The 19757-nt window shown below is 72.9% G+C and carries 18 protein-coding genes; 8 read left to right on the plus strand and 10 right to left on the minus strand.

What is annotated here, in order from left to right; genetic code table 11:
- Window positions 1-61: 61 nt before the first annotated feature.
- Complete coding sequence (locus ABZ899_RS00455; RefSeq protein ID WP_361338634.1) at window positions 62-1399, minus strand: SGNH/GDSL hydrolase family protein; 1338 nt, start codon at window positions 1397-1399, stop codon at window positions 62-64.
- Between the two features lie 332 nt (window positions 1400-1731).
- Between ABZ899_RS00455 and ABZ899_RS00460 the strand changes: the two genes are divergently transcribed.
- Window positions 1732-2994, plus strand: a complete 1263-nt coding sequence (locus ABZ899_RS00460; RefSeq protein WP_361338637.1) for a DUF445 domain-containing protein — start codon at window positions 1732-1734, stop codon at window positions 2992-2994.
- A 54-nt stretch (window positions 2995-3048) separates the two neighbouring features.
- Complete coding sequence (locus tag ABZ899_RS00465) at window positions 3049-4572, plus strand: MFS transporter (protein WP_361338640.1); 1524 nt, start codon at window positions 3049-3051, stop codon at window positions 4570-4572.
- 121 nt (window positions 4573-4693) lie between these two features.
- On the opposite strand, the gene ABZ899_RS00470 is transcribed toward ABZ899_RS00465, so the two are convergent.
- The 7 genes from ABZ899_RS00470 to ABZ899_RS00500 form a co-directional block, all read right to left on the minus strand.
- Window positions 4694-4996 (minus strand): hypothetical protein, encoded by a 303-nt coding sequence (locus ABZ899_RS00470; protein WP_361339515.1) that lies wholly within the window; start codon window positions 4994-4996, stop codon window positions 4694-4696.
- Window positions 4997-5112: 116 nt separating this feature from the next.
- Complete coding sequence (locus tag ABZ899_RS00475; RefSeq protein WP_361338643.1) at window positions 5113-6006, minus strand: LLM class flavin-dependent oxidoreductase; 894 nt, start codon at window positions 6004-6006, stop codon at window positions 5113-5115.
- Between the two features lie 163 nt (window positions 6007-6169).
- On the minus strand, window positions 6170-6370 hold the full coding sequence (locus ABZ899_RS00480; protein WP_361338646.1) for a hypothetical protein: 201 nt from the start codon (window positions 6368-6370) through the stop codon (window positions 6170-6172).
- A 236-nt stretch (window positions 6371-6606) separates the two neighbouring features.
- Window positions 6607-6852, minus strand: a complete 246-nt coding sequence (locus ABZ899_RS00485) for a hypothetical protein (protein ID WP_361338649.1) — start codon at window positions 6850-6852, stop codon at window positions 6607-6609.
- Between the two features lie 195 nt (window positions 6853-7047).
- The gene (locus ABZ899_RS00490) at window positions 7048-10122 is read right to left on the minus strand and encodes a DUF3427 domain-containing protein (protein WP_361339518.1); all 3075 of its coding nucleotides are present in this window, start codon (window positions 10120-10122) and stop codon (window positions 7048-7050) included.
- 160 nt (window positions 10123-10282) lie between these two features.
- Window positions 10283-11305: an SEC-C metal-binding domain-containing protein gene (locus ABZ899_RS00495; protein WP_361338652.1), complete on the minus strand. Its 1023-nt coding sequence runs from the start codon at window positions 11303-11305 to the stop codon at window positions 10283-10285.
- A 336-nt stretch (window positions 11306-11641) separates the two neighbouring features.
- Window positions 11642-13051 carry an MFS transporter gene (locus ABZ899_RS00500; RefSeq protein ID WP_361338654.1) on the minus strand — a complete coding sequence of 470 codons (1410 nt, stop codon included), beginning with the start codon at window positions 13049-13051 and terminating at the stop codon, window positions 11642-11644.
- Window positions 13052-13118: 67 nt separating this feature from the next.
- On the opposite strand from ABZ899_RS00500, the gene ABZ899_RS00505 reads away from it, so the two are divergent.
- From ABZ899_RS00505 to ABZ899_RS00520, 4 genes are all read left to right on the plus strand, one after another.
- Complete coding sequence (locus ABZ899_RS00505) at window positions 13119-13646, plus strand: helix-turn-helix domain-containing protein (RefSeq protein ID WP_361338655.1); 528 nt, start codon at window positions 13119-13121, stop codon at window positions 13644-13646.
- A 99-nt stretch (window positions 13647-13745) separates the two neighbouring features.
- Window positions 13746-14057 (plus strand): DUF6412 domain-containing protein, encoded by a 312-nt coding sequence (locus ABZ899_RS00510; protein ID WP_361338658.1) that lies wholly within the window; start codon window positions 13746-13748, stop codon window positions 14055-14057.
- A gap of 211 nt (window positions 14058-14268) precedes the next feature.
- Entirely contained in the window at window positions 14269-14985 is a 717-nt protein-coding gene (locus ABZ899_RS00515; protein ID WP_361338661.1) for a YidC/Oxa1 family membrane protein insertase, read from the plus strand.
- 129 nt (window positions 14986-15114) lie between these two features.
- On the plus strand, window positions 15115-15972 hold the full coding sequence (locus tag ABZ899_RS00520) for a fumarylacetoacetate hydrolase family protein (protein ID WP_361338664.1): 858 nt from the start codon (window positions 15115-15117) through the stop codon (window positions 15970-15972).
- Window positions 15973-16022: 50 nt separating this feature from the next.
- On the opposite strand, the gene ABZ899_RS00525 is transcribed toward ABZ899_RS00520, so the two are convergent.
- On the minus strand, window positions 16023-16529 hold the full coding sequence (locus tag ABZ899_RS00525; protein ID WP_361338667.1) for a heme-degrading domain-containing protein: 507 nt from the start codon (window positions 16527-16529) through the stop codon (window positions 16023-16025).
- Window positions 16526-17599: a Gfo/Idh/MocA family oxidoreductase gene (locus tag ABZ899_RS00530; protein WP_361338670.1), complete on the minus strand. Its 1074-nt coding sequence runs from the start codon at window positions 17597-17599 to the stop codon at window positions 16526-16528. Before ABZ899_RS00530 ends, ABZ899_RS00525 begins: the two co-directional genes overlap by 4 nt.
- 48 nt (window positions 17600-17647) lie before the next feature.
- Between ABZ899_RS00530 and ABZ899_RS00535 the strand changes: the two genes are divergently transcribed.
- Window positions 17648-18766, plus strand: coding sequence for an ROK family transcriptional regulator (locus ABZ899_RS00535; RefSeq protein ID WP_361338673.1), 1119 nt, complete (start codon window positions 17648-17650; stop codon window positions 18764-18766).
- 115 nt (window positions 18767-18881) lie between these two features.
- On the plus strand, window positions 18882-19700 hold the full coding sequence (locus ABZ899_RS00540; RefSeq protein ID WP_361338675.1) for a hypothetical protein: 819 nt from the start codon (window positions 18882-18884) through the stop codon (window positions 19698-19700).
- Window positions 19701-19757 lie beyond the last annotated feature (57 nt).

Consider the following 19757-nt stretch of genomic DNA (forward strand, 5'->3'; position numbering starts at 1 on the left):
GACGGCGACGGGGACGGGGACGGCGGAGGGGCGGCCACCGGGACCGCCCCTCGCGTGCCGCTCAGAGTTCGGCGCGGGCGGCGCCCTTCAGCAGGCCGAGGTCGAAGCTGTCCGCCATCCGCTCGTACCCCTGGTCGCTGGGGTGCAGATGGTCGCCCGAGTCGTAGGCGGCGCGGAACCGGCGCGGGTTGTACGGGTCGCGCACCGCCGCGTCGAAGTCGACGACCGCGTCGAAGACGCGTCCCGCGCGGATCTGCGCGTTGATCTGCTGGCGCACCTGCTCGCGGGCGTCGGTGTAGCCGCGGTGGCCCTGGAAGGGCATCAGGGTCGCGCCGATCACCTTCAGGCCGCGGGCGTGGCCCTGGCGGACCAGGGTGCGCAGGCCGTCGAGGATGCTCCGGGGGTCGGCGACCTCGGGGTTGCGCAGGATGTCGTTGACGCCGAGGTCGATGACGACGACCTTGACGCCGGTGCGGGAGAGCACGTCCCGGTGGTAGCGGCCGAGCCCGGCCTGGTTGTCGGCGGGGCGGCCGGTGCCGCTGGCGAGGATCTGGTTGCCGCTGATGCCCTGGTTGACGACGCTGTAGCGGGGAAGGTCCTGGCCGGCCGCGATCGCGGTGCGCAGCCGGCGCGCGAGGACGTCCGTCCAGCGGCGGTTGGCGTTCGGCGTGGAGGTGATGCCGTCGGTCAGCGAGTCGCCGAAGACGACGACGGTGCCGTCCGACTCCTTGCTGAGGACGTCCACCGCGGTCAGGTACCGCCAGGACGCGACCTGCCCGGTGTAGGCGGCGCCGGTGGTGTCCTCGGTGAGGTCGCCCTCGCCGACGTAGCTGGTCTGGCGGGCGTGCGGGTGCCAGGTCACCGGGCCGGACGGGGTCGGCGAGTACGTGGTGACGAGCACGTCCGAGTCGGCCGGGAGCGCGATGCGCACCGCGTCGCTGAGCACCTGCTGCCCCGGCGGTACGACGACGGTGGTGCTGCCGCCGAAGGTCAGGCGCCGCATGGTGTCCGCGACGGCGGCCGGGGTCCCGGTGCCGGCGGCGACGGCCATCGACGCGTGCGTGATCGTCAGCGCCGACTGGCCGTAGAGATTGGACAGCGTGATCCGGGCACTCGTACCTCCGACGCCGACGCGCACGACGTTGCGCACGGAGCGGCCCACCAGGCCCTCGACCTCGGTGCCCGGTTCCGCGCCGACCGGGGACGCCGACCAGGCGCCGACCCACAGGCCGGTGGAGGCGGGGGCGGCGGGGCCGCGGCCGGTGCCGCGCTGCGCGGGCGCGGTCTCGCCGGTGGCGCTGCCGTGGTCGGCGGCGACGCCGACGTACAGGGCGACGGACAGGGTGACGATCAGTGCGACGATCGCGGCGAGCAAGGCATAACCGTTACGCCTGGTCATGCGGTGCGTTCTCCTCGGACGGATGGGAGCCCGAGGCTCCGATGTGATCACCTCATGATGCGTCATAAGGCGGAAGGGAGTTGCGCAGACCCCCCATTGGGCCGCCCGGAGTCCTCCGGAGTCGTCATCGCTCCCCCCGAGAACAGACGCCGGGAACTCCTGATTCGTTCCAGGAGTAGGTCGGGAAGGGACAATGTGTGCGGGGGATCACGGACGGACGGAGCGGAATGGAACGTACGAATCCGGAGAAATCGGGAACGTCTGTCGTGGAGGAGCATGCCCGGCCGCGGCCCGGCGGTAACCGGGACGTGCCCCCGTCGGCCGTGCGTGCGATGACCACGTTCACCGCCGCCGACGAGGAGAAGCGGCGCGGCGTACGGCGGATGAAGTTCACCGCGACCGGCCTGCTGCTGCTCGTGGCGCTCGTGTACGTCCTCGCCGAGGTCGCCTCCCACCACGGCGCCGGCGCCTGGGCCGACTACGTCGCCGCCGCCGCGGAGGCCGGCATGGTCGGCGCGCTCGCGGACTGGTTCGCCGTCACGGCCCTCTTCCGGCACCCGCTGGGCCTGCCCATCCCGCACACCGCGATCATCCCGAACAAGAAGGACCAGCTCGGCGTCTCCCTGGGCGAGTTCGTCGGCGAGAACTTCCTCTCCGAGGACGTCGTACGGCAGCGGTTGCGCGCCGTCGGCATCGGCAGCCGGCTCGGCGCCTGGCTCGCCGAGCCGGCCCACGCCGACCGGGTCACCGCCGAGCTGGCGACCGCGCTGCGCGGCGCCCTGAGGGTCATGCGGGACTCCGACGTCCAGGCCGTCGTCGGCGAGGCCATCACACGCCGCGCCGACGCCCGCGAGATCGCGCCCGGCATCGGCAAGATGCTGGAGGGCATCGTCGCCGAGGGCGGCCACAGACGGGCCGTCGACCTGATCGTGACCAAGGCCCACGACTGGCTCGTGCTGCACGGCGACGACGTCATGGGGGCCGTGCAGGGCGGAGCGCCCGGCTGGACGCCGAAGTTCGTCGACCGCAAGGTCGGCGAGCGCGTCTACAAGGAACTGCTCCGCTTCTGCGCCGAGATGCGCGACATGCCCTCCCACCCGGCGCGCGGCGCCCTCGACCGGTTCCTCATCGACTTCGCCTCCGACCTGCAGTCCGACACCGAGACCCGGGCGCGCGTCGAACGGCTCAAGGGCGAGGTGCTGGCCCGCGGCGAGGTGCAGGACCTGATCGCCTCGGCCTGGACCGCCGTACGCGCCATGATCGTGTCGGCGGCCGAGGACGAGCGCAGCGAGCTGCGGCTGCGCGTGCGGTCCTCCCTGCTGTCGCTCGGCGCCCGGATGGCCGCGGAGCCGTCCATGCAGAACAAGGTGGACCGCTGGGTCGAGGACGCCGCCGTGCACGTCGTGACGACGTATCGCGCGGAGATCACCTCCCTGATCACGGACACCGTGGCGGGCTGGGACGCCGAGCACACGACGCGCAAGATCGAGGCGCACATCGGACGCGATCTGCAGTTCATCCGGATCAACGGCACCGTGGTCGGCTCCCTGGCCGGACTGGTGATCTACACGGTGGCGCGGGCACTCGGGGCGTAGACCGTGCGTTTCGCGGGCACTCGACGAGGGTTCCACTCGCCGAGGAGGGAGCCCATGAGCACGGCACAGGCCGAGAGCGGCCGCACGATCACCACCGACATCCCCGCGAGACTCGACCGGCTGCCGTGGTCCCGCTGGCACTGGACCATCGTGATCGGTCTGGGAACCGTCTGGATCCTCGACGGCCTGGAGGTCACGGTCGTCGGGAACATCGCGCCCCGATTGTCCGAACCGGGCAGCGGACTCCCGATCTCCTCCAGTCAGGTCACCGGTATGGCCGCCGCGCTCTACGTGGCCGGAGCCTGTGTCGGCGCCCTGTTCTGGGGGCGGCTGACCGACCGCTGGGGCCGCAAGAAGCTGTTCATGATCACCCTCGCGGTGTATCTGGCGGCGACCGCCCTGACCGCGGTCAGCTTCCACACCTGGTGGTTCTTCCTGTTCCGCTTCCTCACCGGCTTCGGCATCGGCGGCGAGTACGCGGCGATCAACTCCGCGATCGACGAGCTGATCCCGGCGCAGTACCGCGGCCGCGTCGACCTGATGATCAACGGAAGCTTCTGGCTGGGCGCCGTCGGCGGCGCGCTGCTGTCGATCGTCGCCCTGAACACCTCCATCTTCCCCGCGGACGTCGGCTGGCGGCTGACCTTCGCGCTCGGCGCCGTCCTCGCCCTCGTCATCCTCCTCGTACGACGGCACGTCCCGGAGAGTCCACGGTGGCTGCTGATCCACGGCCGGGACGAAGAGGCGGAACGGATCGTGTCCTCCATCGAGGAGAAGGTGGAGGCCGAGCGGGGCGAGCCGCTGCCGCCCGCGGAGGGCGAGATCACCATCCGCCAGCGCGAGAGCGTCACCTTCATGGAGATCGCCCGCACCGTCTTCGCCAAGTACCGCAGGCGCGCCACCCTCGGCTTCGCCCTCTTCATCGGCCAGGCGTTCCTCTACAACGCCATCACCTTCGGCTTCGGCGCGATCCTGACCCGGTTCTTCGACGTGCCGAGCGGTCACACCGGCTACTACTTCGCGGTCATCGCGGTCGGCAACTTCATGGGGCCGCTGCTGCTCGGCAAGCTGTTCGACACGGTGGGCCGGCGCGTGATGATCTCGTCGACGTACCTGCTGTCCGGGCTCCTGCTGTTCGGCACGGCCTGGCTGTTCGACCGGGGCTCGCTGAGCGCCACCACGATGACGGCCTGCTGGTGCGTCGTGCTGTTCTTCGCCTCGGCCGGGGCGTCCAGCGCCTATCTGACGGTCTCCGAGGTCTTCCCGATGGAGACCCGGGCCATGTCCATCGCCTTCTTCTACGCCCTCGGCACCGCGGCGGGCGGCATCAGCGGCCCGCTGCTGTTCGCCAACCTCACCGAGACGGGCAAGGTCGGCGACACGGTCCTCGCGTTCCAGATCGGCGCCGGACTGATGTGCGCGGCCGGCCTGGTCGCGGCGTTCCTCGCCGTACGGGCCGAACGCCGGTCCCTGGAGGACATCGCCCGGCCGCTGTCGGCGGTCGCCAAGTCGGCCGCCGAGGGCGCCCGCTCGGCCACGGCCGGCACGCCGGGGGCCACGGGCACGACGGGGTCCTAGAGAGGCGGTCGGGGGGGCTCCCCTCGCCCGCGGCGCGCAGGAGCTGACCGGCCCCGGTCTTCCTCCGGCCGGGACCGGTCCCTCGCCTCGCGGGGCACCGGGCCCGCGTCCGCCGGGGCGGTCAGCCGCGGCGGTCGGCGACCGCCCAGGAGGCGAGCGCGACGGCCCCCGCCACCCCGAAGACGGCCGGCCAGGCGCCGACCTTCCTGGCCAGCGGATGCGACCCGGCGAAGGCGGCGGCGTAGGTGACGCTCAGGGCCACCGCGGCCCGATCGCCGGCCTGCCGCCGCCACTGCTGCGCGGCCGCGGCCCCCGCGACGGCCAGTACGGCCCCGCCCAGCTGCCGCTTCCTCGTCCACCGGGCCACGCCGTAACCGCCGACGAGCCCGCTCGCGGCGACCACCGCGCTGGGAATCCTCGCCATGTGCCCCTCCAACCGCTTGCGCCGGCCGCTGCTGCCGGCCGAGCTGTAGAGCATGAAGATAACGGGCGGGCCGTCGCAGGCTTCCACCGGCGAGGCCCTCCCGCTCCGGCCCGGTGTCAGAGCACGTCGGCCAAGCGGTCCACCTGGTCGGGATCGACGCCGTAGCAGTAGAGCATCACCTCGTGGACGCCCAGCCCGGCGTAGGCGGAGAGCGCCGCGCGGATCGCGGCCGGAGTGGTGAGCAGGCCCTCGGCCATCCGGTCGGCCATGCCGGTGAAGGCGTAGTAGGCGTGCAGCCGGGAACGGGCGTCGTCCAGCACGTCCGGCGGGCCGAGCGCCACGTTCACCTGCGCCACCAGTCGCGGTTCACCGGCACGGCCGTACTCCTTCCAGAAGCCCCGGACGGTGTCGAACAGGCCGTCCGCCCAGGAGGGTGGGGCCGCGGCGAGGAAGCCGTCGCCGAAGCGCGCGACGCGTTCGAGCGCGGCCGGCTTGAAGCCGCCGAACAGCACCTGCGGGCCCCCGGCGCGGGCGGGCGCCGGCCCGATGGCACCGGCGCCCTCTCCGTACGCCTCACCCGCCCACAAGCGGCGCATCAGGGCCATCTGCTCGTCCAGGAGACGGCCCCGGGTCCGCGGGTCGGTGCCCGCGGCGAGGTGGTCGTCGGCGCGCCCGCCGACCCCCAGCCCGAGGACGAGACGCCCCCCGGTCATCCGGTCCAGGGTGCCCGCCTGCTTGGCCAGCAGGGCGGTGCCGCGCAACGGGGCGAGCAGCACCTCCGTCTGGACCCGGACACGGGAGGTGGCACCCGCGAGGACGGAGAGGGCGACGAGCGGTTCGGGGTTGTCGTGGACGAGACGGTCGAGCAGACCGAGGGTGCTGATGGGACCTGCGTCGGCACGTCGGGCCCAGGTGAGCAGGGCCGCGGGATCACCGATGGGCAGACCGATGCCCACGTCGAGACGGTGGTGCGAGCCGATGGTGTGCCCGGCGTTCAGACCGGTGTTCATGGGAGACCTCCGGAATGAGGGGTCGACAAAGTCGGCTGCCGCCCCTCCCGCACCTCATCGAGGTGGGACGCTCCCACGCTGCGGCGTGTCTCCGGGGAACGTCTCGTCGAAGTGACCGCACGGTACCGGCCCCGAATCCGCACCACAAACGATTTGGTGCGGGTCAGTCATCCGAACCGGCACCGGACGAGGACCCCTTGGACGTCCCCATGCCACGGACCAGCGCCTTGACGATCCCGGCCACGCCCAGCGTCACGGCGGACACCACCCGCACCCAGCGCGGCCCGCCCCGCGACGCCCACACGACACAGACGCAGCCCACGGTGGCGAGCAGCAGAATCCCGGCCAGTACGAGCACACCCATGCGCTCTCCCCCTCGCTCGTTTCCGGAAGGTCACCCCTCTGAGGGCCACCTCCGGAAGGTCCCCCGGAAGGTCCCCCCGGGGATCGGTACGGCCCGCCATCCTCCCCCAGCGGTCACGGGACCCGCCCACCGGGTCCGATCCCAGGGACACCGGGCACCGGCGAGGGCCCCGGCGCCGGGCGTGTGCCCGGGCACCGGGGCCCGTCGGGGTGAGTCGTCCGCCGCGGACGTGCAGCTCAGTGACCGCCGCCGCAGCTGGAACCCTGGTGAGTGTGTTGCCCGCCTGGGCTCCCCTCACCGTTGAACAGATTGCCCGCCAGCCCGTTGGCGATGCCGACCTCACCGAGGATGTCGAGGTTGAAGTCGTGCGAGTGACACCCGTCGCCACCGTAGGCGGGCTGCGCGCTGGCCGTGCCGGTGGCTATGCAGGTGAGGCTACCGATCACTACGGCCGCGAGAGCGGCCCTCTGAAGCTTGCGCATTTCTCCTCCTACGGGTGGGATCGTCCGAGCGCACACGAAAAGATCCACTTTGCGCTCATCTCGGAGGCTAATCCGATATCCCACCCCGCGCCGCTCGAGGACTGCCGAACGGGCCATGGGGTGAGGGGGTATCAGAAGCGCGGGGTCAGTGCGAGGCTGAGCGGCCGTCAGCCTGTCGGCGGACAAGTGATGGCACTACCCTGCGGCGATGCTCGCGTACGACCACACGTCTGCAGGCAGTTCGTGATGGAGGCGCCAGGTGATGGCCATGGGCTTGCTGCCCTCGTGCTGGACGTAGGTGGCCGGTCCCAGCAGCATCCACGGCTGCGCCTTACCGATGTCGGTCTCTTTGTAGCGCCGGGCGAACAGCAGCACATGGCTACCGCGCCGCTCGTGCTCTTGGTACCGGAGCCCTGTCGGCGAGGTGTCCGCCGTGGTGCTCTGCGACTCCCAGTGAAAGAGCCAGGGGCTCAGCGCGTAGTCCTTGTAGCGGATGGTGGGGGAGAAGTCCTTTTCGTTCTTCTCCAGGGTGATCAGCAGCGCGTCGGTCTGGTGCGCCTCGTCCCACAGCACGCCTTGGGCGAAGGAGCCGGGCATCTGCCCGCCGAAGCGCGCCACGCCGAGCGCGGCCAGGATCTCCGACCGGTTGTAAGCGCTGTGCACCTTCAACGGGACATCGGCGTGCGGCCCTTCCAGGGGGACGGGCAGGTGGTCGGCCTGCTCCATCACATACCGGAGGACCTGGCGCAGTTCATCGCGCAGCGCGCGCTGTCCACGGAGTGCCTCGAAGCCCTCGCCGTAGGATCCGAACCCGCCGGCCTTGTCCCAGAGCGAGAAGAAGAGCATGCGCGCGTAGGTCTGGTCCCGGGGGCTGAGCGACTCGTACACCGGAGCGTCGTCAGCCAACATGCGGAGATACGCGTCGGCGCGCTCCCGGTCGTCCACGTGCAGGAACGCGTGCACACGCTTCAGCAGGTCCGCCTCGCCGGGCTGTTCGGGCTCCTCGGCCAGTCCCGCCCGGCGCAGGATCGACGTCCACGAGTTGCTGGACTTGTACAACTCCCGTATTTCACGCCGGCTTTCGTGCAGGTAGTCCGCGAGCCGCGGCGTGTGGAACGCCCTCACCTCGCGAGCGAGTGTCTGGGCCGTCGCCTTCAGCTGGGTCCGGATGTTGTCCAGCACCAGGTCCTTCGACTTGCCCTCGAGGATGATCTGGCAGCCGGACGGCAGCACGGGAAAGTCGCGTTCCGCGTGCTCGAGCAGGCGGCCTCGCGAGAGGTTGGTCAGCGCGCGGAACTGCTCCTCGAAGCGGAACTCGGCGCGGTGCTGGCCGATGAAGTCGAGCACCGTGAGCACGGGCTTGTCCGGTGTGCGGCGCAGGCCCCGTCCGAGCTGCTGGAGGAAGACGGTGGCGCTGCTCGTCGGGCGCAGGAGCAGCAGGGTGTCGACGTCGGGGATGTCCAGGCCCTCGTTGAACAGGTCGACGGAGAAGACCACTTGGGTCCTGCCCTCTTTGAGCCGCGACAGGACGTCCTCGCGCACTTCGGGACGCGACGTGCTGTCCAGTGCCTCGGCCTCGAAGCCGGCCTCCCGGAAGTACCGGGCCATGAAGTGGGCGTGTTTCCTGCTGACGCAGAAGCCTAGGGCCCGCATGGCCGCCGGGTCGGGCACCTTGTCCCGCACCTGCTTGATGACGATGCGGGCGCGGGCGTCGTCGGCGGAGAACAGTTCCCCGAGCTGTGTCTGGTCGTACGCGCCCGCACGCCAGTCAAGCCGCCGCAGATCCGTGCCGTCCGGCACACCGAAGTAGTGGAACGGGCACAGCAGGTCGTTGTCGAGGGCTTCCCACAGCCGCATCTCGGCGGCGATCCGGCCGTCGAAGAACGCGTCCTGGACGTTGAGGCCGTCGGCACGCTCGGGGGTGGCCGTCAGCCCGAGAAGGTGCTTCGGCTGGAAGTGGCCGAGTACCCGGCGATACGTGGTGGCGGTGGCGTGGTGGAACTCGTCCACGACGACGACGTCGAAGTGCTCAGGAGCGAACTGCTCGAGGCGCTGCTCGGTGAGCGACTGAACGCTGGCGAACACGTGCTTCCAGTCGCGGGGCAGCTCGCCGCTGTACAGCACCTCACCGAAGGACGCGTCGTCGAGTACCTCGCGGTACATGCGCAGCGACTGCTTGAGGATCTCCTTGCGGTGGGCCACGAAGAGCAGCCGCGGATAGTGCCGACCGCCCCCCTGCTGGTGCAGTTGCCGGTAGTCGAGCGCGGCCATGACGGTCTTGCCCGTACCGGTGGCGGCGACGAGCAGGTTCCGGTGGTGACCGTGGACCTCGCGGGCCACGCGCAGCCGCTCCAGCATGTCGGCCTGGTGCGGGTACGGCCGGACCGCCAGGCCGGACAAGCTGATCTTCGTGTCCCGGCCGGACACCGGCCCGCCCGCGGTACGCAGCGCGTCGTCCAGCCGGTGGGCATCGCGATCCGGGTCGTAGGACTCGAAGGCGATGTCGTTCCAGTAGGCGTCGAAGGTGCCCTCGAACTTGCTGAGCACGGCCGGCGTGGCCACGGATGACAGCCGGACGTTCCACTCCAGGCCGTCTAGGAGCGCGGCCTTGGAGAGGTTGGAGCTGCCGACGTACGCCGTGTCGAATCCGCTGTTCCGCCTGAACAGCCATGCCTTCGCGTGGAGCCGGGTGGAGCGGGTCTCGTAGTTGACCTTGACCTGTGCGCCGAAGTCACGCACCAGCCGGTCGAGCGCGTGGCGGTCGGTGGCGCCGATATAGGTCGTGGTGATGACGCGGATGGGGACGCCACGATCGGCGGCGGCTCGCAGGGAGTCCTCCAGGACCCGCAGGCCGTACCACTTCACGAAGGCGCAGAGCAGGTCGATCCGGTCGGCGGTCGCCAGCTCGGCGCGGAGCTCGCTGCCCAGACTGGGATCGTCGGGCGCGTTGGTGATGAGCGCGGTCTCCGACAGCGGGGTCAGCGGACGTACGGCGTAGACGCCGGGGGCCTGCTTCTCGGCGAGCGCGAGGAGCTGCCGGGGGCCCTCGGCGATGGTGTCGGCCTCGCCGCCGTCCTCGGCGTCGGCGGCGAGGGAAGCCATGATCTGGTTGGCCACGGTGACGCGCCGGTCGGGCGGCAGCTGGGCGAGCCGCCGGCCCACCGCCTGGCCGATGTGCCGGGCGAGGACGTGCGGCGAGGACTCCTCACTGACCTCGGCGTCGATCGCCTTCCACCCCGCCGCGTGCAGCTGCTCCATCTGCTGCTGCATACGCCGGGTGACGACCGCCTCGTAGACGCCCGCTACAGGCTGCGACAGATCCCTCGACTGCGCCACGCTGGCCCCCCATCCCACACCAAGAGGGGCTCAGTTCTAGCAGGAGCCACTGACAGCCCAAGAGGTGGGAGGGGTACGGGACCACACCGCGGCGTCAGAGCGCCGGGTCCGCCCCATGGCACTCCCCGTAGACCCGCCCCGACCCGCACCAGCAGTCCGCCCCGCGCTGTGGCGGCCAGGCGGCGGCCCGGCCTCGGGCGGCGAGGACGGTCGCGTACTGGGGGAGGAGGGTCGTGTCCTCCGGGGAGGAGAGCTCCGAGGCGGCGAAGGCCTCGTAGGAGGGGACCGTGCCGGTGACGATGCCCAGGTTGGGGGTGCCGGAGGCGGACAGTTCGCGCAGGGACGTCTCTATCGTCGCCAGGTGCTCCTCGTGCGAGGGGTACTCGGCGGACAGCGCCGGGTACGCCGTCAGCAGTTCGGCCAGCTCGTTCGCCGGCCAGCGCAGCATCGCCACCGGGAACGGGCGCGACAGGGCCTCCCGGTAGGCGCCCAGTTCGGCCCGCAGGCGGGAGATCTCCGCCTGGAGCTCCGCCGGGTTGTCCGAGCCCAGGGACCACACGCGCTTGGGGTCGTGGAGCTCGTCCAGGGAGACCGGCATCGAGTGCAGGGTGTCCGCGAGGGCGTCCCACTCGTCGTGGGCCAGGCCCAGCATGCGGCGGACCCGGTGCCGGCCGAACAGCAGCGGATGCGTCGCGTACGGGGGTTCCTCGACGTCCGTCAGCAGGAGGCGGGCCGCCTGCGTGAACGTCTCCTGCGCCTGCTCCAGTTCGTCGTGCGCCTCCAGCGCCTCCGCGACGATCACCCAGGGGGCCGCCTCCCTCGGGGCGGACGCGCGGACGCCGTCGATGATCGCCCTGGCCTCGGCCTCGTGGCCGTACTCCCAGAGGTTCGACGCCTTGAGGGCGCGCACCAGATGAGGGTTCTCCAAGGGGTCCGGCGACGCCAGCAGGCGGTCGTACAGGGCGGACGCGGCGGTGCGGTCGCCGGACAGTTCCAGGTGGGCCGCGGCCCGCAGCAGCAGGGCTTCGGCGTCCTCGGGGTAGAGGCCGGCGGTTCGCTCCAGGCGTGCCGCCTCGGCGGTGTGGTCGACGTTTTCGGCAGGCGTGTCGGGGCGCATGGGGGACACCGTACTGCCCGTACATGTCCGGGGAGAGGACGGTGGGGAGAAGAAGAGGGGGCCGAGGGGGGTGTCGTCGGCCACCTCCGCTCCCCGTGCGCGGACCCCCGCCGGGGGCGACGGCCCTGGGGGTGTCTCGCCGATCACGCGGGGCTCCCGGTGTCCGGCTCCGCGTTCGCCGCCTTGTCGTCGGTCGCCGGTTCCCCCGCTCTCGGGTGCGTGCGAGCGGGGGGACCCCCGTCGCAGCCGCTCCCCTCCTGCGCCTTGCGACGCACGGCACCGGACACCGCTCGCTGATCCGGCCCGATCGACAGGACGGCCTCTCGGCCCGCCTCCTCAGGCCGCCCGCTCCCGCAGGGCCGCCACGCCCGCCGCCGCCACCAGGGACAGGACCGCCGAGATGAGCATGGCGATGTCGGCGCCGTGGGCGAGGCCGCCCTTCGTGGAGGTGACGACGGCGATCGTGAGGGCCACTCCCGCGCAGGATCCGATGTACCGGAAGGTCTGCTGGGCGCCCGAGCCCATCGCGGCCCGCTGGACCGGCACCGACTCGACGGCGAGCAGGGGCAGCGCGGCGTTGAGCAGACCGCTGCCCACCCCGGCGACGACCAGGCCGGGCAGCAGCCGGGTCCAGGAGCCGGAGCCGAGCGCGCCCAGCATGGTCAGCGTGCCGGCCGCGTGCAGGGCGAAGCCGAGGGCGAGCTGGAGGCGCGGCGCCATCCGGCCCGCCAGCCTGCGGGCCTGGAGGGCGACGGTGAAGGACAGCCCGGACCACAGCAGGAACAGCCAGGCCGTGTCCATCGCGGACAGGCCGAGCGTCTGCTGGAGCAGCGCCGGCAGGAAGCTGAACAGGCCGATCACCGCGAGGCCGGTGAACAGGCCGCCGGTCGAGGACGCCAGGAATCCGGGGCGGCGCAGCAGGCTCAGGTCGATCATGGGGGTCGCCGTGCGCCGCTCCACGACCGCGAAGAGCCCCAGCAGGACCACGGTCGCGAGGAGCAGCAGGCCCACGGGTGTCCGCAGCCAGCCGTCCCGGCCCAGGGTCAGTGCCGCGACCAGGGCGACCAGCGCCAGGCCGAAGGTGACCGCGCCGGCCAGGTCGGGGCGGCCGCCGCGCGGGGCGCGGGACTCGGTGAGCGCCCGGCGGGACAGGGCGGCCACGACGAGCGCGGCCGCGCCCAGGACGCCGTAGGCGATGCGCCAGCTGGGCATCGCGCCGGTGACGAGCGGGCCCACGGCGATGCCGCCGCTGACGAACGCGCCCCACACCCCGGTGGCGTGCAGCCGGCCGCGCGGGCTCGGGAAGGCGTGGACGATCAGGCCGAGGCTGCTGGCGAGGAGGGCCGCGCTCGCGGCTCCCTGCGCGACGCGGGCCAGTGTGAACAGCCAGGTCGAACTGGTCAGGGCGCCCAGCGCGGTGGTGACGCCGAGCGCGAGGGTGCCCGCGACGAAGATCCGGCGCCGCCCGTAGTCGTCGGCGAGGCTGCCCGCGACGAGGAGCAGGGCGGCGAGGCCGAGCGGGGTGCCGTTCAGGAGCCACGCCTGCGCGGAGAGCGGGGTGTGCAGATCGGCGGCGGTCTCGGGGAGCGTGACCATCGGCGCCGTGTACGTCATCAGGGCCACGGCGGTGGCGGCGCTGGTCAGCGCGAGGGTGGCCCGGCCGGATCGCGCGCCGGGCGGGGAGGTCGGGACGGAGGCCGGGCCGGGGGCTACGGCGGCGTCAGTTCGTTCAGTGAACCTTGGCATGAGGCCACCGTAGCATCGTGAGTCTGTTCATCGAACCAAGGAGGTGGAAAGGGGTACAGTGAATGCCATGGCACTGGGCAAGGACTACGCGACGCAGGACTGCTCCATCGCCCGCGCGCTGGAGATCGTCGGTGAGCGGTGGACCCTCCTGATCGTCCGCGACGCCCTCTACGGCGTCCGGCGCTACAACGACTTCCTCGTCCACCTCGGCATCCCGCGCGCCGTCCTGGCCGCCCGCCTCCAGACGCTCACCACCGAGGGCATCCTCGTCAAGCACCGCTACCAGCAGTCCCCGCCGCGGGACGAGTACGTCCTCACCGAGCGCGGCATCGCCCTGTGGCCCACCCTGCGGGCGCTCGGCCTGTGGGGCCGCCAGCACTTCGGCGAGCGCAAGCTGCGCACCTTCCGGCACGCCGGCTGCGGGACCGAGCTCGGGGCGTACGGGGAGTGCCCCGCCTGCGGGACCGTCGTCCCCGTCGCCGACGTCGAGATGGTGCCGGGACCCGGACTCGACCCCCACCCCGCGGACCCGGTCGGCCGGGCCCTGCTGCGGCCCAAGCGCCTGCTGGAACCCCTCGAGGTGGAGCCCGCCTGACCGGGGACCCCGGAGGGCGGAACGATCCCCTCCCGTGGCGCGTCCTGTATAACGAACGGCAGGACCAGTGAGGGCAGTGCACCGAGGGGAGGGCAGCCGATGATCCGCACGGCGTCGCGGCTGCGGCCCGCCACCCTGCTGGTGTTCCTCTTCCTGGAGATCGCGCTGCTCGACACGGGCAGCCTCTCCGCGACCGTCGCCCTCGCCGCCACCGCCGCCGCGAGCTCCGCGTTCGCCGCCTGCTCCCTCCTCGCCTCGCGGGCCGCGCCCTCCGTGCCGCCCACCCGCGTACGGACAGCCATCCGCGACCGGGCCCGGCGGACCGCCTTCCTGCCCCAACGCGACCCCGACGCCTCCGGCCGGCCCCGGCCCAGGGCCCCCGGGCACGCCCTCGCGACGACCTTCGCGTAGGGCACGCGCCCCCCTCCGTCAGACCCTGATGTGACTGCCGGTCCCTGAAGTGACCGGCAGTCCTGTGGCTGTCAGTACCTGATGTGACCGTCAGTCCTGGCCGTCGGCTCCCTGATGTGACCGTGTGACCCGACGCGGGTCGTCATGCCGCCATGCCGTCCACCGGCATCCACCCGTCTCCGGCACGACGAGACCCACGGAGGGCTCACCCATGTCCGTTTTCGCCGACCTCGTGTCACGGCTCGCCGACCTGCTCACCCCGCTGTTCGGCGCCACCGCGGCCGCCGCCGCGATCGTCCTGTTCACCGCGTTCGTACGGCTGCTCGTGCACCCCCTGTCCCGGGCCGCGGCGCGGGGCCAGAAGGCGCGCCAGGAACTCCAGCCGAAGATCGCCGAGCTGCGCCGGAAGCACGCCCGCAACCCCGAGCGCCTGCAGCGGGCCGTCGTGGAACTGCACGCCGAGGAGAAGGTGTCCCCGCTCGCCGGCTGCCTGCCGGGCCTGTTCCAGCTGCCCGCCTTCTTCCTGCTGTACCACCTGTTCTCCAACACGACGATCGGCGGCCACGCCAACGAGCTGCTGTCCCATCGGCTGTTCGCCGCGCCCCTCGGCGACCGCTGGGCCGACGCGCTCGGCGACGGGGGCGCCCTCGGCCCGGCCGGGCTCGTGTACCTCGTGCTGTTCCTGCTGGTCGCCGCAGTCGCCGCCTTCAACTACCGCCGTGCGAAGCGGATGCTGGCCGCGAACCCGGTGGCGGCGGCCGTGGCCGACGGGCCGGCCGTGCCCGGCATGGGGGCGATGAGCAGGGTCATGCCGTTCATGTCGTTCTTCACCCTCTTCACCGTCGCCGTGGTGCCGCTGGCCGCCGCCCTCTACGTGGTGACCAGCACGACATGGAGCGCGATCGAGCGCGCCGCCCTCTACCGGTGACCCCGCCCCATCCCCGGTCCAGTACGTGAACCGGGTCTTGCGGACTGGTCGAGCAGCTTGGAGGATCGACCAGTCCTCCGATGGCTGCACCCGTCGGCGGGCGCCCCACGATCGAGGGAGATTGTGACCATGAAGCTGCTGCGCGTCGGTACGGCGGGATCGGAGCGGCCCGCGCTGCTCGACGCCGAGGGGACCCTGCGGGACCTGTCGGGCGTCGTCCCGGACATCGACGGACCGCTGCTCGCCGACCCCGAGGCGCTCGGCCGGGTCCGTGCCGCCGCCGGCACGGGCGAGCTGCCCGCGCTGGACCCGGAGGGGCTGCGGATCGGGCCGCCGCTCGGGCGGATCGGCAAGATCGTGTGCATCGGCCTCAACTACCACGACCACGCCCGCGAGACCGGCGCCGAGCCGCCGTCCGAGCCGGTCGTCTTCTTCAAGGCGCCGGACACCGTCGTCGGACCCGACGACACCGTGCTGGTGCCGCGCGGGTCGGTCAAGACGGACTGGGAGGTCGAGCTCGCGGTCGTCATCGGCCGTACGGCCCGCTATCTGGAGTCCGCCGAGGAGGGGCTCGCGCATGTCGCCGGGTACGCGGTGGCGCACGACGTGTCCGAGCGGGAGTTCCAGATCGAGCGGGGCGGCACCTGGGACAAGGGCAAGAACTGCGAGACGTTCAACCCGCTGGGGCCGTGGCTGGTGACGGCCGACGAGGTGCCCGACCCACAGGACCTCGCGCTGCGGCTGTGGGTCAACGGCGAGCTGAAGCAGGACGGCACGACGGCCGAGCAGATCTTCCCGGTGGGCGAGGTCGTGCGGTACGTCAGCCGCTTCATGACCCTCTACCCCGGTGACGTCATCAACACGGGGACGCCGGCGGGGGTGGCGCTGGGGCGGCCCGAGCCGAAGCCGTACCTGCGGGCCGGGGACGTGGTGGAGCTGGAGATCGAGGGGCTCGGCCGGCAGCGGCAGGAGTTCGCGCAGGCGTGACGGGCGGGACCGGGTGGCGTGGCGAGGCCGCGCCACCCGGTCCCGGCGTCCTACCGCTTCGCCAGGAAGCTCTCCAGCGCCTCCACCACCATCCGGTGGTCCGCCAGCTGCGGCAGCCCGCTCACCGTGACCGAGCCGACGACCCCGACGCCCTCCACGGTGATCGGGAACGAGCCGCCGTGGGCCGCGTAGACGTCCGGGTCCAGCCGCGAGGACTCCTCGAACGTCGTCCCCTTGGCCCGGGACCGGGCGCCCACGAGGTAGGAGGAGGCGCCGTAGCGCTCCACAACCCGGCGCTTGCGGGCGATCCAGGCGTCGTTGTCGGGCGTGGAGCCCGCCAGCGCCGCGTGGAAGAGCTGCTGCCCGGCCCGGTGGATGTCGACGGCGACCGGGGCCTGGCGCTCCCGGGCCAGCTCCACCAGCAGGGAGCCCAGCGCCCAGGCGTCCTCGTGGGTGAACCGGCGGAAGACCAGGCGCCGCTCCTGGGCCTCCAGCTCCTCCAGCGAGGGCGTGATCTCGGGCTGGAACTTCGGGGTCGGTCCGCTCGTGTGCGTCACAGGGTCACCGTCACTCCGTCACGGGCGGAGCGTCGCGCCGCCTCCAGTACGTCCAGGGTGGCGGCCGCCTCCAGGGCGGTCACCGGGTTGGGGCCGCCGTCGCGCAGGGCCGCCGCGACGGCCGCGTAGTAGGCGGGGTAGTCGCCGGGCAGGGTGGGGACGGCGCTGCCGCCGCCCGTGAGCGGGGACTCGCCGGCGCCCAGCCGCCCGTACAGCTCCTCGGGCTCGGTGCCCCAGTCCGCTCCGTCGCCGGGCCGCCGCCCGTCGCGCAGTTCCGCCTCCTGCGGGTCCAGGCCGTGCTTGACGTACCCGGCCTTCGAGCCGAGCACCCGGAAGCGCGGGCCGAGCTGGGCGGTCGTGGCGGAGACGTACAGATGGGAGCGGACGCCGTTCGCGTGGGTCAGGGCGAGGAAGGTGTCGTCGTCGGTCTCGGCGCCGGCGCGGCGGACGACCGCCTCGGCGTACACCTGGGTGACCGGGCCGAAGAGGACGAGGGCCTGGTCGACGACGTGGCTGCCGAGGTCGTAGAGCAGACCTCCGATCTCTGTGGGGTCGCCGGACTCCCGCCAGCCGCCCTTGGTCTGCGGACGCCAGCGCTCGAAACGCGACTCGAAGCGCCAGACGTCGCCCAGCTCGCCCTCGGCGAGGAGCCGGCGCAGGGTGAGGAAGTCGTTGTCCCAGCGGCGGTTCTGGAAGACGGACAGCAGCAGGCCGCGCTCCTCGGCCAGCGCCGCCAGCTCCCGCGCCTCGGCCGCCGTGCCGGCCAGCGGCTTGTCCACGACGACCGGCAGGCCCGCCTCCAGGGCGGCGGTGGCGAGCGGGACGTGCGTCTTGTTCGGGGACGCGACGACGAGCAGGTCGAGGTCGCCGGCGCGGGCGAGCAGGTCGTCCGGCGACGCGGCGACGCGCACGTCCGGGTGCTCGGCGCGCGCCTGCCGCTGCCGCTCGGGGTTCGAGGTGACCACCGTGTCGAGGGCGAGCCCCTCGGTGGTGGAGATCAGCGGGGCGTGGAAGACGGAGCCGGCCAGGCCGTAGCCGACGAGGCCCACGCGGAGGGGAGTAGCACTCATGCGCCCCACTTTCGCAACGCTGTTGCCAAAGTGCAAGCGCCAGGGACAATGGGAGGCGTGAAGAGGACGGAAGGCGGGGCCGGCGGGGTGAACCTGGGCGCCCTGCGCAGCCACAACACCGCGCTCGTGCTCGATCTGCTGCGCACGGCCGGCCCCGGCGGCATCAGCCGGCTCGAACTCGCCGAGCGCACCGGGCTCACCCCGCAGGCGGTCAGCAAGATCACGGCGCGGCTGCGGGACGACGGACTCGCCGCCGAGGCGGGCCGCCGGGCCTCCACCGGCGGCAAGCCGCGGACCGTGCTGCGGCTGGTCCCCGAGGCCGGGCACGCGGTCGGCGTGCACCTGGACCGGGACGAGCTGACGGCCGTGCTCTGCGACCTGACCGGCGCCGTCGTGGCCCGGCGGGGCGCTGCCCTGGATCTCGGGGCCGGGGCGGACACGGTCGTCGACCGGCTGGTGGGCGAGGTGACGGACCTGGTGTCCGGGGCCGCCCGGCCGGGCCCGGTGCTCGGCGTCGGGGTGGCGCTGCCCGGCCCGCTCGACCACCGGCGCGGTGTCCTGCACCGCGTCACCGGGTTCCCCGAGTGGAACGGCTTCCCGCTGCGCAATGTGCTCCTGCGGCAGCTGTCGCTGCCCGTCGTCGTGGACAAGGACACCAACGCCGCCGCCCTCGCCCTCGCCGTCGGCCCGGCGGAGACGGCCGGCGCCTCCTTCGCCTATCTGCACTTCGGGGCGGGACTCGGCGGCGGACTCGTCATCGGCGGGGCTGTGCACCGGGGCACCCGCACCGGCGCCGGCGAGTTCGGGCACCAGGTGGTCCAGCTGGACGGCCCGCCCTGCGGCTGCGGCAACCGGGGCTGTGTCGAGGCCCTGTGCCTGGCCGCCGTGGCCCGGGGCGACACGGCGGAGGCGGCCCGTGTGCTCGGCACCGCCGCCGGCAACCTGGTCGCGCTGCTCGACGTCGACCTCGTCCTGCTCGGCGGGCGCACCGTCGCCGCCGCACCGGACACCTTCGTCGACGGGGTCGCCGCCGTCCTCGACGCCCGCGCCCGCCGCGCCGGCGAGGAGGCGGTCCCCGTACGGCTCGCCCCCGGCGCGGGCGACGGAGTGGCCGAGGGGGCGGCGCAGCTGCTGCTCGCGCCGCTGTTCGGCCGGGCCGAGGGGTGACCCGGGCGGGCCGCGCCCGGCCGGGTGGCGGTCCTGCGCCGATCGGGCGGTTCCCCGCGTCCGTACGGGAAGGCGTCGCCCGAAAGGCCCTCCGGGCCGGCATGGTCATGTGTTCATGCGACTGCACACACCCGTAGCCCTCTGCCTCGCATCAGCCGCCCTCCTCAGCGTCGCGCCCCCGGTGGGCGCCGAACCCGCCGCCCCCGGCTGCGCCGGCGACGGCGGCACCTTCCCCCTGGCCACCCGCCTGCACGGCGGGCCGAAGACGTACACGGCGGGCGGCGGATCCGGCACCTGGTACCTGGACCTGAAGAACCGGACCGGACGCACCTGCACCGGCATCCACCCCGTCGTCGTCCTCGTCGACGACAAGCGCAGCCTGACCCCCTCCCAGCCGCGCCTGGAGTTCTACCCGGGCGGCCGCGACGACCGGCCCCGGCCCGTCCGCTTCGAGACCACCGACCAGGACGAACTCGTCGGCGCCTTCGACGGCTTCCCCGGCTTCACCGTCGGCCCCCGCAAGACCGTCACCGTGAAGGTGCGCCTCGCCCTCACCTCCGACGCCGTCCCCAACGAGGTCACCGCCAACGCGGCCGTCGTCCAGCGCCACGACGGCGACGGCGACTGGGTCGGCCAGTCCGACGACTACCGGTTCACCGTCGAGGCCGCCCCCGCCGACGAGGACGACCCGTCCCCGGCACCGGACCAGGACGGCACGGCCGGCCCGAGCGGCCCCGCCGAACGGGACGCCTCGGCCCTGCCCGCCGACCCGGACGCCTCCCCGTCCCCCAGCGAGACCCCCCGGGAGCGGCTCACCCTCGCCGACGAACTGGCCCGCACCGGCCTCACCTCACCGCCCGGCGTCACCTTCACCACCACCGTGGCCCTGCTGCTCGCCGGAGCCACCCTCCTGATCGCCCGCAAGCGCCGCTGAGCCGCCGGAGATCGGGCACGCGGCACGGGCCTTCCGGGGACGGCGGCCGGTCACGGA

The organism is Streptomyces sp. NPDC046859, assembly GCF_040645135.1.
Classification (GTDB): Bacteria; Actinomycetota; Actinomycetes; order Streptomycetales; family Streptomycetaceae; genus Streptomyces.

Excerpts from the sequence above, each read along its gene's own strand:
- ABZ899_RS00460 (WP_361338637.1), top strand. The coding sequence starts at position 1,732 with ATGACCACGTTCACCGCCGCCGACGAGGAGAAGCGGCGCGGCGTACGG.
- ABZ899_RS00535 (WP_361338673.1), top strand. The coding sequence starts at position 17,648 with ATGGGAGGCGTGAAGAGGACGGAAGGCGGGGCCGGCGGGGTGAACCTG.
- ABZ899_RS00490 (WP_361339518.1), bottom strand. The coding sequence starts at position 10,122 with ATGCAGCAGCAGATGGAGCAGCTGCACGCGGCGGGGTGGAAGGCGATC.
- ABZ899_RS00465 (WP_361338640.1), top strand. The coding sequence starts at position 3,049 with ATGAGCACGGCACAGGCCGAGAGCGGCCGCACGATCACCACCGACATC.
- ABZ899_RS00485 (WP_361338649.1), bottom strand. The coding sequence starts at position 6,852 with ATGCGCAAGCTTCAGAGGGCCGCTCTCGCGGCCGTAGTGATCGGTAGC.
- ABZ899_RS00530 (WP_361338670.1), bottom strand. The coding sequence starts at position 17,599 with ATGAGTGCTACTCCCCTCCGCGTGGGCCTCGTCGGCTACGGCCTGGCC.
- ABZ899_RS00495 (WP_361338652.1), bottom strand. The coding sequence starts at position 11,305 with ATGCGCCCCGACACGCCTGCCGAAAACGTCGACCACACCGCCGAGGCG.
- ABZ899_RS00540 (WP_361338675.1), top strand. The coding sequence starts at position 18,882 with ATGCGACTGCACACACCCGTAGCCCTCTGCCTCGCATCAGCCGCCCTC.
- ABZ899_RS00455 (WP_361338634.1), bottom strand. The coding sequence starts at position 1,399 with ATGACCAGGCGTAACGGTTATGCCTTGCTCGCCGCGATCGTCGCACTG.
- ABZ899_RS00520 (WP_361338664.1), top strand. The coding sequence starts at position 15,115 with ATGAAGCTGCTGCGCGTCGGTACGGCGGGATCGGAGCGGCCCGCGCTG.
- ABZ899_RS00515 (WP_361338661.1), top strand. The coding sequence starts at position 14,269 with ATGTCCGTTTTCGCCGACCTCGTGTCACGGCTCGCCGACCTGCTCACC.
- ABZ899_RS00510 (WP_361338658.1), top strand. The coding sequence starts at position 13,746 with ATGATCCGCACGGCGTCGCGGCTGCGGCCCGCCACCCTGCTGGTGTTC.
- ABZ899_RS00470 (WP_361339515.1), bottom strand. The coding sequence starts at position 4,996 with ATGGCGAGGATTCCCAGCGCGGTGGTCGCCGCGAGCGGGCTCGTCGGC.
- ABZ899_RS00500 (WP_361338654.1), bottom strand. The coding sequence starts at position 13,051 with ATGCCAAGGTTCACTGAACGAACTGACGCCGCCGTAGCCCCCGGCCCG.
- ABZ899_RS00475 (WP_361338643.1), bottom strand. The coding sequence starts at position 6,006 with ATGAACACCGGTCTGAACGCCGGGCACACCATCGGCTCGCACCACCGT.
- ABZ899_RS00480 (WP_361338646.1), bottom strand. The coding sequence starts at position 6,370 with ATGGGTGTGCTCGTACTGGCCGGGATTCTGCTGCTCGCCACCGTGGGC.
- ABZ899_RS00505 (WP_361338655.1), top strand. The coding sequence starts at position 13,119 with ATGGCACTGGGCAAGGACTACGCGACGCAGGACTGCTCCATCGCCCGC.